This is a genomic window from Pandoraea iniqua, from assembly GCF_902459685.1.
GTDB lineage: Bacteria > Pseudomonadota > Gammaproteobacteria > Burkholderiales > Burkholderiaceae > Pandoraea > Pandoraea iniqua.
Genome location: NZ_CABPSF010000002.1, coordinates 327,482 through 342,857, shown reverse-complemented (window position 1 = coordinate 342,857; position 15,376 = coordinate 327,482). Strand labels below are relative to the sequence as shown.

Below are 15,376 nucleotides of genomic sequence, written 5' to 3'. Positions count from 1 at the left end.
CAAATGGCGCGCTCATCGCGCCAAAAACGGCATCAAGCGGGTGATTTTACCAAACTCACTCGTCGTCGCTGGTATCCGCCGGTGGTGATTTTTCCGAAAATGGCGCGGAAGACGGCGGTGCGGAGGCAGAAGACGTGCCGCCAGACGCCTTGGTCTGCGGTGCCGCATCCGCCCCATTACCGGCTTTTCGCCCCTTGGCATTCGCACGACGCCACTCGGCATCGAGCGACTTGAGCCAGTTCAGCTTCTCGCCAATCTTGCCCTCCAGCCCGCGCGGCACCGGACGGTACCACTGCTGTGCCCGCAGATCATCCGGGAAGTACGTCTCGCCAGCGGCATAGCCGTCCGGCTCGTCATGCGCATAGCGGTACTCGTGACCGTAGCCCAGTTCTTTCATCAGCTTGGTCGGCGCGTTACGCAAATGCACCGGCACCCCACGCGATTTGTCTTTGCTGACGAACGCGCGCGCTTGGTTGTAAGCGTTGTAGCCGGCGTTCGATTTGGGCGCGGCAGCCAGATAAAGCACTGCCTGTGCCAACGCCAGTTCGCCTTCGGGCGTACCGAGGCGTTCGTAGGTTTCTGCCGCATCCAGTGCGATGCGGGCCGCGCGCGGATCGGCCAGCCCAATGTCTTCCCACGCCATGCGCACGATGCGTCGCGCCATGTAACGCGGATCGGCGCCGCCGTCGAGCATTCGGCAGAACCAATACAGCGCACCATCGGGCGAACTGCCGCGCACCGACTTGTGCAGCGCACTGATCTGGTCGTAGAACGCATCGCCGCCCTTGTCGAAGCGGCGCAGGTTTTCGGCCAGCACGCTCGCGAGCAAGGCGTCGTCGATGGTGTCGAGACCTTGCGACGTCGCTGCCTGCGCCACGATTTCCACGTTATTGAAGAGCTTGCGACCGTCGCCGTCGGCCGAATCGATCAGCGCCTGACGCGCCTCGTCGGTGAACGTGATGTCGCCGAGCTCATGCGCCGCGCGCGTGACCATTTCGCCCAGTTCGTCGTCGTTCAGACTCTTGAGCACGTACACGGCCGCACGCGAGAGCAATGCACCGTTCACTTCGAACGACGGGTTCTCGGTGGTGGCCCCCACGAAAATGAAGAGCCCCGACTCCACGTGCGGCAGAAAAGCATCCTGCTGCGCCTTGTTGAAGCGATGCACCTCGTCGACGAACACCACCGTCTGGCGCCCCTGCCCGCGCTGGATCTGCGCCGCTTCCACCGCGTCGCGAATGTCCTTCACGCCGGAAAGCACGGCCGAGAGCGAGATGAAATACGCCTTGAACGCGTCGGCCATGAGGCGCGCGAGGGTGGTTTTCCCCACACCGGGCGGGCCCCACAGGATCATCGAATGCGGACGCCCTGCTTCAAACGCCACGCGCAAAGGTTTCCCCTTGCCGAGCAGATGGCGCTGGCCGATCACGTCGTCAATGGTATGGGGGCGCAAGCGCTCGGCAAGTGGCACCGAGGCAGAAAGAGGTGCGTCTGGCATGGTAAGAAGCAGTGCGGCCGGGGAGTCCCCGGCCGCAGATCAGATTTCGGATACGCCCATTATGCCAGTCCACCGGCAGCGGGGCCGTTCGCTCACCCCTTGATCACATCGGCCCCCTTGGGCACGGTGAATTTGAAGTTGTCCGGCGACATCGGCGGATTCTTCTGCATATTCGCAAACGTCAGCAGCGTCACGTTGCCGAATGCATCGTAGAGCTCCATCGCGGCCAAGTTGCCATCGCGAAAGCCGATGCCCACGCGCTGGAACTGCGTGTCCTGCGATTTCGGCTGGAGTTCGACCCAATCGATGCCGTTCTTCACGCCGGCATCCTTGAGGGTGAAGTTCTTTTCGACATCATTGCTGCCGAAGAGAATCGCCGCCGGACTCGCGCCCAGCGACGCGCCCAGCTTGCGCTCGGTGACCTGATTCAGGTCCTTGTCATAGATATAGAGCGTCTCGCCGTCGGCTTGCAGCAGTTGATCGTACGGCTTGACGTAGCGCCAGATAAAGCGGCCCGGCCGGGAGAATTCGAAGGTGCCCGATGCCATGTTCGACACCGCCACGTTGCCGTCCTTCCCCTGCTTGACCTGCTTTTGCTCGAATTCGCCACGCGCGGACTTCACCTGCGCCGCGAATGCCTTGAGTTGCGCCGTGCCGCTGGCGTAAGCCGGTGCGACCAGCGCCGCCAGCGTTACGCCCACCACACCCGCCATGAGCGGCAAACTGCGCTTGAATCCCAGCATGTTCTTCATTCTCCTTCGCGATTGGGCACCAGAATTTCCCGGTTGCCGTTGCTCGCCATCGCCGACACGACGCCGGACTGTTCCATCTGTTCGAGCAGCCGCGCTGCCCGGTTGTAGCCGATGCGCAGATGCCGCTGCACCAGCGAGATCGACGCGCGGCGCTGCTTGAGCACCACCGCCACCGCCTGATCGTACAGAGGGTCGGACTCGCCGCCCCCCTCGCCGGTTCCGCCGCCACCCGCGCCGTCGATGCCACCGTCCTCGCCTTCGATCGCCCCATCGAGCAGGCCTTCGACGTAATTCGCCTCGCCCTGCTCCTTGAGCCGCTGCACCACGCGATGCACTTCATCGTCGGCCACGAACGCCCCGTGCACGCGCAACGGCAGGCCCGTGCCCGGCGGCATGTAGAGCATGTCGCCCATGCCCAGCAGCGTCTCAGCGCCCTGCTGGTCGAGAATGGTGCGCGAATCGATCTTCGACGACACCTGGAACGCCACACGGGTCGGCACGTTGGCCTTGATCAGGCCCGTAATCACGTCGACCGACGGGCGCTGCGTCGCCAGAATCAGGTGGATACCGGCCGCGCGCGCCTTCTGGGCAATGCGGGCAATCAACTCTTCGACCTTCTTGCCGACCACCATCATCAGGTCGGCCAACTCGTCGATCACCACGACGATGTACGGCAGACGCTGCAACGGCTCCGGTTCTTCTGGTGTCAGCGAGAATGGGTTCGGAATGTGTTCTTCGCGCTTGGCGGCTTCGTCGATCTTGTTGTTGTAGCCCGCGAGGTTGCGCACGCCGAGCTTGCTCATCAGCTTGTAGCGGCGCTCCATTTCGGACACCACCCAGTTCAACGCATGCCCCGCCTGACGCATATCGGTCACCACCGGGCACAACAGATGCTGAATGCCTTCGTACATGCTCATTTCGAGCATCTTCGGGTCGATCAGGATGAGTCGCACCTGCTCGGCCGTGGCCTTGTAGAGCAGCGACAGAATCATCGCGTTGATCCCCACCGACTTGCCCGAACCGGTCGTACCGGCCACCAGCAAGTGAGGCATCTTGCCCAGATCGGCCACGACAGGCTTGCCGCCGATGTCCTTGCCCAGCGCAAGTGTCAGCAGCGACGACGAATCGTTATAGACCTCGGAGCCCAGAATCTCGGTCAGACGAACGGTCTGACGGCGCGGGTTCGGCAGCTCCAGCCCCATGAAATTCTTGCCGGGGATGGTCTCGACCACGCGAATCGACACGAGCGAAAGCGAACGCGCCAGATCCTTCGCCAGCGTCACGATCTGGCTGCCCTTCACGCCCGTCGCCGGCTCGATTTCATAGCGTGTAATGACCGGGCCCGGATAGGCCGCCACCACGTTCACTTCGACGCCAAAGTCTTTGAGCTTCTTCTCGATCAGGCGCGACGTGAATTCGAGCGTTTCGCCCGACACGGTCTCCTGCACGGCCGGCGGGGCGTCGAGCAGCGCCAGCGGCGGCAGGATGGAATCGGGCAGGTCGGCAAACAGCGGCGCCTGCTTTTCCTTCTCCACGCGCTCGCTCTTGGGCACCACCTTCACAGGCGGCACGATCTGCACCGGTTCATGCACGTCGGCACGCACGCGGTTCTGCACCACGGCGCCTTCACGGGCGATGGCCGCTTCTTCACCCAAGCGGCGGTCCTGACGCGCCTCACGGCGGCGCCGGATCACCGTGCCGGTGTCGAGAATCAGGGCGCCCAGTTTTTCGGCCGCAGACAGCCACGAGAAATGGAACAGCAGCGACAGACCGAACGCCAGAATCAGCAACAGCGCGAGCGTACCGCCCGTAAAACCGAGCGCATGCTGGAAGAATCCGCCGACGGTCTCGCCGATCACGCCGCCGGACGCGCGCGGCAGTTGCGCTTTCATGCGGTACAGACGCAGCGATTCGACACCGGCGCTGGCGAGCAACACCATCAGGAAGGAGACGATCTCGACCCAGCCGCCGCTCGCGAGCCGTTCGCGCAGCGGGGGCGCTTCGCGCTTGGTGGAGATACGCCGGTAGCCGGAAATGACACGGCGGGCAATGAATACGACCAGCCAGTAGGCGGACAGGCCGAGCATGAGCAGCAGCATATCTGCCACCCATGCGCCGACGCGCCCCGCCCAGTTGGCGATGCGCTCCACGTGCGCCGCATGTGTCCAGCTGGGGTCCAGACGGCTGTACGAGAACAACGCCATCAAGAGGAACACCATCAGCGCGACTTGCGCCATCCAGCGGATTTCATGGAAAAGATGCGTCACCCGGTTGGGCAACGACGATCCGGCACCAGCAGAGTAGGAAGATTTCGTCGTCATCAAGCCAGTTGGTTGGGCGGGCAGACGGGCGGCCTGCCGCGCGGCAAGCCTCCATTCTAAACAACTATTACAACGCTCAACGCACGAAAAGGTGACAAGGGGTAACGCTGGACGCCCGCTGAACGCCTGCCGAATGCCCGCTGGACGCCCGCCGGAAGGCCACCGAACGTCGGCCAAACGATGGCCAGCCTCCCGCCCCGGGGCTATCGGATCGATTGCAAGGCTCCATCAACGAAACGACGCTGGCCCTTTATAATGACGGATTGCGCCGATTCCCCGCGCCCGCCACCCCGCCTCTGCCGCCCGGCCGACGCGGCGGCCCGGGGCGCACGGGATGCGGCGCCAGCCCCCAATGCCCATTTACGGTGAGTTCGTCCATGTCCGCTGCCAAGCACGCTAAAGTCCTGATTCTCGGTTCCGGCCCCGCCGGCTACAGCGCCGCCGTCTACGCCGCACGCGCCAACCTCAAGCCCGTGCTGATCACCGGTATCGCCCAAGGCGGTCAATTGATGACCACCACCGACGTCGAGAACTGGCCCGGCGACCCGACCGGCGTGCAAGGCCCCGAGCTGATGGCCCGCATGCAGGCGCACGCCGAGCACTTCAACACCGAAATCATCTTCGACCACATTCACACGGTGCATCTGACCGAGCGCCCGCTGCGCCTCATCGGCGACTCGGGTGAGTACACGGCCGACGCCCTGATCATCGCGACCGGCGCTTCGGCTCAGTACCTTGGTCTGCCGTCGGAAGAAGCGTTCTCGGGCCGCGGCGTGTCGGCTTGCGCCACCTGCGACGGGTTCTTCTACCGCGGCAAGGAAGTGTGCGTGGTCGGCGGCGGCAACACCGCCGTGGAAGAAGCGCTCTACCTGTCGAACATCGCCAGCAAGGTCACCGTGATCCACCGCCGCGACAAGTTCCGCGCCGAGCCGATCCTGATCGACCGTCTGCTGGAGAAGGCCAAGCAAGGCGTGGTCGAACTCAAGTACGACAGCGTGCTCGACGAAGTGACCGGTGACGACTCGGGCGTGACCGGCGTGCGCATCAAAAACACCAAGACCGGTGCTTCGGAAGACATCGCGCTGCACGGCGTGTTCATCGCCATCGGCCACAAGCCGAACACCGATATCTTCGAAGGTCAGGTCGAGATGAAGAACGGCTACATCGTCACGCACAGCGGCCTGAACGGCAACGCCACGGCCACCAACGTGCCGGGCGTGTTCGCCGCCGGCGACGTGCAGGATCACGTGTATCGTCAGGCAATCACCAGCGCCGGCACGGGTTGCATGGCCGCACTCGACGCGCAGCGTTTCCTCGAAAACCTCGATCAGTAAGCTGACTTCGCAACTTATTTAGAGACTTACTTCGCGACGTACTTCGCGACGTATTTAGCGACTTAGTCAGCGCTGACCGACGATACCGCCCGGGCACCCCGGGCGGTATCCGACTCCGACATCTCATGAGCAAGAAGCCCCCCAAGCTCAGCCTCAACGACCTCGCCGGCCTGCGCGACACCCTCGCCAAGGAAACCGCCGCCCGCGAAGCCGAGCGCATCGAGGCCGCCAAATGCGCCGCACAAGCTGAGCGCGATGCCAACGTGTTTCGCGACAGCATCGGCGACATTGCCCCGATTTCCCGCAAGCGATCAGTCGATCGCGTCGAGCACCCACGCCAGCCGCCGGCACCCGTCGCCCGCCAGACGCAGGAAGACGAAGCCGCCGTGCTCTACGAATCGCTGTCGGACGAATTCGATCCCGAAGCGCTGCTCGATACGGACGACCGCCTGTCGTACCGTCGCCCGGGCATCAGTCAGGACACCCTGCTCAAGCTCCAGCGCGGCGACTGGGTGGTACAGGCACAGGTCGATTTACATGGCCTGCGCCGCGACGAAGCCCGCGAAGCCCTCTCCGCCTTCCTGCACGACGCCGTCAAGCGCGGCCTGCGCTGCGTGCGCGTGATCCACGGCAAGGGGCTGGGCTCGGTGGGACGCGAACCGGTGCTCAAGGAGAAAGTGCGCAGTTGGCTCGCCCAGAAGAACGAAGTGCTGGCATGGGCGCAGGCACAAGGACGCGACGGCGGCAGCGGCGCACTGGTAGTATTGCTACAACCTTCGCCGGGCCGATCGCCGCGCGCGGGCTACTGACCCCGGCGGGGCACGCCCCCGCCGCACCGTCTCAAGGTCAGTTTCGACGCTTGTCACGACACCAATCACGACGTTTCACCCGAAGGATTCGCCGATGATTCATGAGATGAGCAGCCAGCTGCATACGATTCTGGCCATCACCGAGGCCATTGCCGTATTGTCGTGCGCCATCTCCGGTTTTGCCGAAGCCCGCAAACAGCATCTCGACCCGGTCGGCGCGTTCGTGCTGGCCTTCGCCACGGCCTTCGGCGGCGGCACCCTGCGCGACGTGCTGCTCGATCACCGCCCCTTCTACTGGGTGCAACACCAGTGGTACACGATCATCATTCTGATTCTCTCGCTCTCGACGTCGGGCGTGCTGCGGCTCGTCTCGCGCGTGGCCACCGAGCGTGTGCTGCTCATCACCGACGCCATCGGGCTCGGGACGTTCAGCGCGTCGGGCACGTCGCTGGCGCTTCAGACCGGCATGTCGCCATTCATGTCGGTGATGATGGGTGTGATCACCGGGGTGGGCGGCGGCGTGATGCGCGACATTCTTTGTAACGAGGTACCGCTGGTGCTGCGCGATACACGCCCGTATGCGGTATGCGCGTTTATCGGCGGATGGATCTACATCGCGCTGACTTACGCCGATCTCGACCCCGTCTACACACTTTCGATCAGTGCCCTCTCGGTGATCTTCGTCCGGTTGATCACGGTCGCGTTCGACGTGCGGCTGAAGGCCGAATAACTCGGCACACGCCGGTACGGCACTGAAACCACCCCCAAAAACGCCAAAGGGCGACGCTGCACTCGCAGCGGTCGCCCTTCGTCATGTCTTACGGGTGTTCTGCTGATGCCGTCGACTCGACGGCATCGCCTCAAACCTTAAACGGCCTGCTCACCCTCTTCACCGGTACGGATGCGGATCACGCGCTCCACGTCGGTCACGAAGATCTTGCCGTCGCCGATCTTGCCGGTGCGCGCCGCGCCCAGCACGGCGTCGATGACCTGCTCGGCCTGTGCGGCACCCACGACCACTTCGATCTTGATCTTCGGCAGGAAGTCGACCACGTATTCGGCGCCACGATACAGCTCGGTGTGCCCCTTCTGGCGGCCAAAGCCCTTCACTTCCGTCACGGTCAGGCCGGTCACGCCGACTTCGGCCAAGGCTTCACGCACTTCGTCGAGCTTGAAGGGTTTGATGATGGCAGTAACGCGTTTCATTGTCGCCTCGATATCTTAGTTTGAATGTTCTGGAAATTCGCTGGCCTATTGTACCGGTCCGGCGGCAACACGCTGATGACAGCGCGAAACCGCCGCGCCCGCGCGCTCGTCGGGCATCAAGCGTGCGGATCGTCGGGCACGGTGTCCAGATCGGCCAGCCACACCACCGATTCGGAATCGCTCGGCGCACGCCAGTCGCCGCGCGGCGACAGCGACCCGCCCGTGCCGACCTTCGGCGCATTCGGCACGCACGAGCGCTTGAACTGGCTGGTGCGGAAGAACCGGTCGAGGAAGATTCGGAGATTGCGCTTGATCGCGACCATGTCATACGCATTGTGGGCGCGCTGCCCCTCGTCCGGCCAACGCCCGGTCGACGCGTCGTGCCACGCGCTCCACGACAGGAATGCCACCTTGCGCGGCGCGTAGCCGAAACGCAGCGTGTAGTACAGGTTAAAGTCCTGCAACTCGTACGGCCCGATGAAGTGCTCGGTGCGCTGCTCCGGCGCGCCGTTGGCCTTGCCGGGCACAAGCTCCGGGCTGATTTCCGTCTCGAGAATGTCGATGAGGACATTGCGACGGCCCGCCGCTTCCTTGCCTTCCTTCGTGTCCTTGGCGCCCTTGGCCGGTGCCGTCTGTCCAGCCGCCTGACTCAGTTGCCCCGTCTCGGCGACCCAGCGCACCAGATGGATGATGAGCGTCTTCGGCACGCTGGCGTTGACGTTGTAGTGCGACATGTGATCGCCCACGCCGTAGGTACACCAGCCCAGCGCCAGTTCGCTCAGATCGCCCGTGCCGATCACGATGGCACCGAGGTGGTTGGCCAGACGGAACAGATGGTTGGTCCGCTCGCCCGCCTGCACGTTTTCGAACGTGACGTCGTAGACTTCCTGCCCCTTCGCAAACGGATGGTCGAGGTCCTTCAACATCTGCATGCAACTCGGGCGAATGTCGATCTCACGCGCCGTACAACCTACGGCTTCCATCAACTCGCGCGCCTGACGCAGCGTGCGCTCGCTCGTCGCGAAGCCCGGCATCGTGTAGGCGAGGATGTTCGTACGCGGCAGCCCGAGCCGGTCCATGACCTTCGCGCACACGAGCAATGCGTGCGTGGAATCGAGGCCGCCCGACACACCGATCACCACCTTCTGGATCTTCGACGACGCGAGACGCTGCATCAGCGCCTGCACCTGAATGTTGTAGACCTCGTGGCAGCGCTCGTCGCGCAAACGCGGGTCAGCCGGGACATACGGAAAACGGCCGATGGCGCGCGCGAGCGGCAACTCGGCATCGCGCGGCATCGTGACGTCGACCTTGATCGTGCGGAATCGCGCCACTTCGTCCGCATGACGCCGCACCGACACGCCGAACGTGGTCTGGTGCATGCGCTCACGGGCGAGGCGCTCCAGATCGACGTCCGCGTAAATCAGGTGCGACTCGCTGGCGAAGCGGGCCGACTCGGCCAGCATATCGCCGTTCTCATAAATGAGCGCCTGTCCGTCCCACGCGAGATCGGTCGTCGATTCCCCTTGCCCGGCCGACGTGTACAGATACGCCGCCAGACAACGCGCCGACTGCTGCCCCACGAGTTGATGACGGTATGCCGACTTGCCAACGACGACGTTCGATGCCGACAAGTTGACGAGCACGGTCGCGCCCGCGAGTGCGGCAAACGACGACGGCGGCACCGGCACCCAGACGTCTTCGCAGATTTCGCAGTGAAAGCGCAGCAGCGGCTGATCGGCGGCTTCGAAAATCAGGGCACCGAAGGGGACTTCATGACCGAGCAAGGTGACCGAGTCCACGCCAGCGTCGTCGGCGGCGTTGAACTGGCGGGCTTCGTAAAACTCGCTGTAGTTCGGCAGATAGGTCTTGGGCACCACGCCGTGAATGCGTCCACGCGCGACGACGACCGCACAATTGAACAAGCGCTGTTGCACACGCACGGGCATGCCGACGATGAGCGCAGCACCTAGTTCGCGGCTCGCGGCCACGATCTCGGCGAGCGCGGCATCGCACGCGTCGAGCAGTGCGCGCTGTTGGAACAGGTCTTCGCAGCTGTAAGCGGGAATCCCCAATTCGGGGAACGCCACCAGCACGGCGCCTTTGGCATCGGCTTCGCGGGCGAGCGCGATGGTCTGCTGGGCGTTGAACGCCGGGTCGGCGACGCGGCATTGCGGCACGCCAACGGCGACGCGCGCGAAATCGTGGTTATAGAGATTGAGAAATCGGTTGGTCATGTCGGCGGCTACCCATGCATCGCTCGTGGGCCGGTGCAGCGGCAGGCTGGCAGGCCCGGCGCGACCGGCGGGCGGTCAGATCGCCAGTATATTACGTGCGCTTGAAAGGCGTATGCGCTTCCAACTCGCCAATATGCTCGTCCATGGCCGAGGTCTCGGCATCGAGAAACTCGGCAATCGCGTCGGCAAACCGCGCGTCGCCGATCCAGTGGGCCGACCATGTCGGCGTGGGCAACAACCCGCGCGACATCTTATGCACGCCCTGTGCCCCGCCCTCGAAACTGCGCAACCCGTGCACGATGCAGTACTCGATGCCCTGCGCGTAGCACGTCTCGAAGTGCATGCCGGAGACGAAATCCGTGGTGCCCCAGTAGCGCCCGAACATCGTGTCGTGCGTCACCACGTTGAGCGCACACGCCAGCGGAGCGTCATCACGCATCGCCATCACGAGCAGCAGCGTGTCGGGCATCGTGGCATGCACCTGCGCGAAGAACTCACGCGACAGATACGGCGCGTTCCAATGCTCGCGATAGGTGTTTTCGTAGCATTGGTAGAAGAAATCGAGCGCCGCGTCATCGATGTCGGCACCGCGCAGCCAGCGATAGGTCACCCCGGCCTCGCGCACGCGCCGCCGGTCCTGCCGCAGCTTCTTGCGCTTCTCCTGATTCATCTGCGCAAGGAAGTCGTCGAACGTGGCGAAGCCCTGATTTTCCCAATGGAACTGCACGCCCTCGCGCAGCATATAGCCGGCTTCGGTGAGCGCGGCCAGATCGTCCTCGTGCGTGAAGAGCACGTGAATGGACGACACGTCCAACTGCTTTGCAAACGCGATGGCGCCACGAGCGAGCGCCACGCGGTCGGCATGCGTGCGCGCCAGTAGACGCGGCCCGGTCACCGGCGAGAACGGCACGGCCGAGAGCAGCTTGGGGTAATAGCGCAGCCCGTGACGCGCAAAAGCGTCGGCCCACGCATGGTCGAACACGTATTCGCCGCGCGAGTGCGACTTGACGTACAGCGGCATGGCCCCGGCGAGCGTGTCGCCTGCGTGCATGAGCAGATAGGCCGGCTGCCAGCCGGTGCCCTTGCTGGCACAGCCGCTGGTATGCATGGCATGCAAAAACGCGTGCTGCACGAAGGGATTGCTGCCGGCGAGCGCATTCCACTGGTCGGCCGGCACGTCTTCAATCGATTGCACTACCCGAATCACTACGTCGCTGCTCACCCGTCACCTCGTTCGCGAAGCCGCCGGCGAGAAGTCGCTGCCGGACTGCCCGTCATTGTCGCCGAACTCGGCGAAGCTTTCAGGCATCACCGTCACGACGCCTTCACGCGACGATCCGGCAGGCTTTCGGCGGGCAACAAAAAACCCGGCAATCATGCCGGGTTTCGATGACATCGGGCCACGGCGGCTAAGGCAACCGTGACCTCGATGTCGCAAGCCGAAAATCGCTTACGAAAACCGCTTACTTCTTGGCGTTGGCCACGCCGTCGACGATTTCCTTGTGGGCGGCATCGATGCCTTCCCAGCCTTCGATCTTCACCCACTTGCCCTTCTCGAGCGCCTTGTAGTTCTCGAAGAAGTGCTTGATCTGGTCCTTCAGGTAGCCCGGCACGTCGTCGATCGACTTCAGGTGCGCGGTCATCGGGCAGATCTTGTCGACCGGCACGACCACCAGCTTGGCGTCCACGCCCGACTCGTCGGTCATGTTCAGCATGCCCAGTGCGCGGCAGCGCACGATCGAGCCAGCCAGCAGCGGGAACGGGGTGATGACCAGTGCGTCGACGGGGTCGCCGTCGCCAGCCAGCGTCTGCGGAATGAAACCGTAGTTGGCCGGGTAGCGCATGCCCGTGCCGATGAAGCGGTCGACGACCAGCAGGCCCAGGTCCTTGTCAGCTTCGTACTTCACCGGGTCGCTTTGCGCCGGGATCTCGATGATGACGTTGAAATCGGTGGGGATGTCCTTGCCGGCCGGCACGTGGTTGAAGCTCATGATGACGTTCCTGTGTATGAAAGATGGCATACCGCCGCGCGACGCACTTGCCCCGCTCACCTGCCGGATGCCGCGCCGCCCGAGGGTATTCGGGCGCGAAACATTATAGCGGGTTTGCCCCAAGCGCCGGCAGCCGCGCCACGCACTGGGGCGAGAGGGCGCCCACTTGCGCACAACCCAGCAGTTGCATCGTCGTGCGCAACTCGCCCAGCAACATCGCGAGCACGTCGGCCGCGCCCGCGCCGCCACGGGCTGCCACGCCATACAACGGGGCACGCCCCAGCAGCACGCCCTTCGCCCCCAATGCCACCGCCTTGGCGACATCGGCACCGCGCCGCACGCCGCCGTCCACGAACACGTCGAGATGCCGTCCCCGCCCGTTCACCGCCTCGACGATCGGGGTAAGCGCCTCGATCGGCGCGAGCGTGTTGCCCAATTGCCGGCCGCCGTGGTTCGACACCACGATGCCGTCCGCGCCGTAGGCCTGCGCGAGTTTGGCGTCTTCCGCCGTCAGAATGCCCTTGACGAGCACTTCGCCCGGCCAGTGACGCCGCACCCACGCCAGATCGTCCCAACCGAGCGACAGGTCCATCTGACGGCTCAGCATGGCCGCATGACGGGCCAGATCGGCACGCTCGCCCACGCTCTGGGCGATGTTGCGCAGTTGCGGCGCGCCGTTGGCCAGCATCTGCCAACTCCAGTGGGGATGGCGCAGGCAATCCGCCACCAGCTTCGGCGTGAACCGCAGCGGCAGCTTGAACCCGTTGCGCGTGTCGTGATCGCGCTTGCCGTGCACGGGGGTATCGACGGTCAGCAATAACGTGCGATACCCCGCCTCGCGAGCGCGCCGCATCATGCTCTCGGCGATGCTCCGGTCTTGCTGCACATAGAGTTGCAGCCACAGTTCGCCGTCGGGCACCGCGGCGCGCACGTCTTCGAGCAACGACGTGGAGGCCGTCGACAGCACAAACGGCAAGCCGGCATCGGCCGCCGCACGCGCGAGCAATTCGTCGGCACGCGGCCAGAACAGCCCGTTCAGGCCGGTCGGCCCCACGGCCATCGGGGCGGCTGCCTCGCGTCCCCAGAAGGTGGTGGCACTCGAGACTTGCGACGTATCGGTGAGCACGCGCGGGCAAAAGCCCCATTGGGCGAAGGCGTCGCGATTGCGGCGCAGCGCGTGACCGTCTTCCGCCCCACCCTCCAGATAGTCGAACGCGATCTTCGACAACCGCCGCTGCGCAGCACCCCGGTAATCGTCCACGCAGGAAAACGCGGCCATGCCTCCCCCTATTCTCATGACTTGCTCATAAACAATTGCATTACAATCACAATCATTACAATACGCACACTCACGAACCGCTCATGCCGCGCTTGCCCGCCCGGTCGTCCCGTCGTACCGACGACTCTGCCCCCGACTCCCCTGCCACATCAGCCGCGTCTGCGGGTGCTGCCGTCCCGTTGAACGACAAGCCATCGAAGGCCGCCACCAAAGCGAGCCGGGACGCCACGCGCTCGACGCTGTTCGTCGGCTCGACCGAGAAGACGTTTCAGGTGCTGCACGCCTTCGACGGCCCGGCGCGTTACATGACGCTCAGCGACATTGCCAAGGCGGCCGATCTGGACCGCAGCGCCACCCAGCGGCTCGTGCATACGCTCGAAGCACTGGGGTATCTCTTTCGTGTGCCCGAGACCCGCACCTACGGCCTGACGACCAAGGTGTTGCAGTTCTCGTACAACTACATTCGTGCGAACGAGCTGGTCGACAAGGCATCGCCGTACCTGCTCGACATCAGCCGCCGCGTGGGCGAGACGACCAACCTTCAGGAACTCGACGGCCACGAAATCGTGTTTGTCGCCCGCTTTCCCGGTCAGCATCTGGTGAACATCGATATCGTGGTGGGCGCGCGCCTGCCGGCCATGTTCACCGCGTCGGGTATCGCCATCCTGTCGCGCCTGCCCGACGTGCGGGTGCGAGAAATCCTCGCCAGCACGTCGCTCGAACCGATGACGCCCTACACGCTCACCGACGAGAAGAAGCTGATCGACCGGATTCAACTGACGGCCCGGCGCGGCTACGCCATCGTCGAGAACGAGACGGTCATGGGCGACATTTCGGTCGCCGCCCCCATCACCGATCACGACGGCCACGCCGTGGCAGCCATCAACATCTCGGTGCCGACGTCGCGCTGGTCGCGCGAACGTGTCGAAGCCGAACTCGCCCCGCACATTCAAGTGGCCGCGACCTCGATCTCGAAGTCGCGGCTCTCGACCTTCCGGCGCTAACCTTGCGCGATGACCGCCCGGCGATTACCGTCCTTCGAAAATCGCCAGTTGCTTCTTGAGTTCCGTGCGCAGGTCGGCTGACAGTGCGGGCGCCGCAGGCACCAGCGGTGCGAGCATCGCGGGCGCATCGACGCCGATCAGATCCATCACCGACTTCATCGGCCCCGGGTTGGTCTCGGCAAACGCCAGATTCATCAGCGGAATCAGCGAGCGGTGCAGCGCGATCGCCTCGGCCGTCTTGCCTTCGGAGGCCAGCGTGAAGATGCGCTGCCACGCGGTGGGCAACAGCGACGCCGTCACGACGATGCCGCCGCGCGCGCCGGCTGCCACATGCAGCGGGAACAGCGAGTCTTCGCCGCTCAACACCGCAAACGATTCATCGACACCGGCCACCGTGCGCAGGAAATGCCACATGTCGGTGTTGCACGCCTTCATGCCGATGATGTTTTCGTGGCGCGAAAGCTCATGCAGCACTTCCGGGGCAATGGCGATGCGTGTGCGATACGGAATTTCGTAAATCAGGATGGGCACCGGCGACTCGTCGGCATAGCGCAGGAAGTAGTCACGAATGCCGGCTTGCGTCGGGTTGGTGTAGTACGGCGTGAGCACCAGCAGGCCATCGACACCGGCGGCGGCGAAGTCGCGGCCGGCGGCAATCGCGTCGTGATAGCCGGGATCGAGCACGCCGGCAATCACCGGCACATCGCGGCCTTCGACTTCCTGTGCCGTGAGTTCGGCCATGCGCACGCGCTCGGCGCGCGAGAGAGCACCGTATTCACCGGTGCCGCCCAGCGGCACCACGCCGTCGATGCCCTGCCCCAGCAGGTAGCGCAGCAAGGCGCGCGCCGCATCGGTGTGAATGGTGTCGTCGGCATGCACCGGCGTGGGAATGGCCGGGAGAATGCCTTTGAGTTGTGCAGAGCGAAGCATGAGTTTTACGTCCAT

14 protein-coding genes are annotated in these 15,376 nt (G+C 64.3%); 4 read left to right on the top strand and 10 right to left on the bottom strand.

Annotated elements, in window-relative coordinates:
* Nucleotides 1-55 precede the first annotated feature (55 nt).
* The 3 genes from PIN31009_RS07270 to PIN31009_RS07260 form a co-directional block, all read right to left on the bottom strand.
* Nucleotides 56-1,498, bottom strand: coding sequence for a replication-associated recombination protein A (locus PIN31009_RS07270; protein WP_150789800.1), 1,443 nt, complete (start codon nt 1,496-1,498; stop codon nt 56-58).
* A 92-nt stretch (nt 1,499-1,590) separates the two neighbouring features.
* The gene (gene lolA / locus PIN31009_RS07265) at nt 1,591-2,241 is read right to left on the bottom strand and encodes an outer membrane lipoprotein chaperone LolA (protein WP_087688781.1); all 651 of its coding nucleotides are present in this window, start codon (nt 2,239-2,241) and stop codon (nt 1,591-1,593) included.
* 5 nt (nt 2,242-2,246) lie between these two features.
* Entirely contained in the window at nt 2,247-4,571 is a 2,325-nt protein-coding gene (locus PIN31009_RS07260) for a DNA translocase FtsK (RefSeq protein ID WP_150683650.1), read from the bottom strand.
* A 377-nt stretch (nt 4,572-4,948) separates the two neighbouring features.
* Here PIN31009_RS07260 and trxB point away from each other — a divergent pair, with 377 nt between their 5' ends.
* The 3 genes from trxB to PIN31009_RS07245 all read left to right on the top strand — a co-directional run bounded on the left by trxB (nt 4,949) and on the right by PIN31009_RS07245 (nt 7,444).
* Nucleotides 4,949-5,905: a thioredoxin-disulfide reductase gene (trxB, locus tag PIN31009_RS07255; protein WP_058375412.1), complete on the top strand. Its 957-nt coding sequence runs from the start codon at nt 4,949-4,951 to the stop codon at nt 5,903-5,905.
* A gap of 125 nt (nt 5,906-6,030) precedes the next feature.
* Complete coding sequence (locus PIN31009_RS07250; RefSeq protein ID WP_150789799.1) at nt 6,031-6,714, top strand: Smr/MutS family protein; 684 nt, start codon at nt 6,031-6,033, stop codon at nt 6,712-6,714.
* A 106-nt stretch (nt 6,715-6,820) separates the two neighbouring features.
* The gene (locus PIN31009_RS07245) at nt 6,821-7,444 is read left to right on the top strand and encodes a trimeric intracellular cation channel family protein (protein WP_087688782.1); all 624 of its coding nucleotides are present in this window, start codon (nt 6,821-6,823) and stop codon (nt 7,442-7,444) included.
* Between the two features lie 137 nt (nt 7,445-7,581).
* On the opposite strand, the gene PIN31009_RS07240 is transcribed toward PIN31009_RS07245, so the two are convergent.
* The 6 genes from PIN31009_RS07240 to PIN31009_RS07220 all read right to left on the bottom strand — a co-directional run bounded on the left by PIN31009_RS07240 (nt 7,582) and on the right by PIN31009_RS07220 (nt 13,427).
* Complete coding sequence (locus PIN31009_RS07240; RefSeq protein ID WP_058375414.1) at nt 7,582-7,920, bottom strand: P-II family nitrogen regulator; 339 nt, start codon at nt 7,918-7,920, stop codon at nt 7,582-7,584.
* A gap of 116 nt (nt 7,921-8,036) precedes the next feature.
* Nucleotides 8,037-10,157 (bottom strand): NAD(+) synthase, encoded by a 2,121-nt coding sequence (locus PIN31009_RS07235; RefSeq protein WP_150789798.1) that lies wholly within the window; start codon nt 10,155-10,157, stop codon nt 8,037-8,039.
* Nucleotides 10,158-10,248: 91 nt separating this feature from the next.
* Nucleotides 10,249-11,379 carry a GNAT family N-acetyltransferase gene (locus PIN31009_RS07230; RefSeq protein ID WP_150789797.1) on the bottom strand — a complete coding sequence of 377 codons (1,131 nt, stop codon included), beginning with the start codon at nt 11,377-11,379 and terminating at the stop codon, nt 10,249-10,251.
* 3 nt (nt 11,380-11,382) lie between these two features.
* Nucleotides 11,383-11,535, bottom strand: a complete 153-nt coding sequence (locus PIN31009_RS27855; protein WP_174997017.1) for a hypothetical protein — start codon at nt 11,533-11,535, stop codon at nt 11,383-11,385.
* 85 nt (nt 11,536-11,620) lie between these two features.
* Nucleotides 11,621-12,148, bottom strand: coding sequence for an inorganic diphosphatase (gene ppa / locus PIN31009_RS07225; RefSeq protein WP_058375417.1), 528 nt, complete (start codon nt 12,146-12,148; stop codon nt 11,621-11,623).
* 103 nt (nt 12,149-12,251) lie between these two features.
* On the bottom strand, nt 12,252-13,427 hold the full coding sequence (locus tag PIN31009_RS07220; RefSeq protein WP_150789796.1) for an alpha-hydroxy acid oxidase: 1,176 nt from the start codon (nt 13,425-13,427) through the stop codon (nt 12,252-12,254).
* Nucleotides 13,428-13,510: 83 nt separating this feature from the next.
* Here PIN31009_RS07220 and PIN31009_RS07215 point away from each other — a divergent pair, with 83 nt between their 5' ends.
* The gene (locus tag PIN31009_RS07215) at nt 13,511-14,431 is read left to right on the top strand and encodes an IclR family transcriptional regulator (protein ID WP_150789795.1); all 921 of its coding nucleotides are present in this window, start codon (nt 13,511-13,513) and stop codon (nt 14,429-14,431) included.
* Nucleotides 14,432-14,455: 24 nt separating this feature from the next.
* Here PIN31009_RS07215 and PIN31009_RS07210 read toward each other — a convergent pair whose 3' ends face one another.
* Nucleotides 14,456-15,361 (bottom strand): dihydrodipicolinate synthase family protein, encoded by a 906-nt coding sequence (locus PIN31009_RS07210; protein WP_150789794.1) that lies wholly within the window; start codon nt 15,359-15,361, stop codon nt 14,456-14,458.
* Nucleotides 15,362-15,376 lie beyond the last annotated feature (15 nt).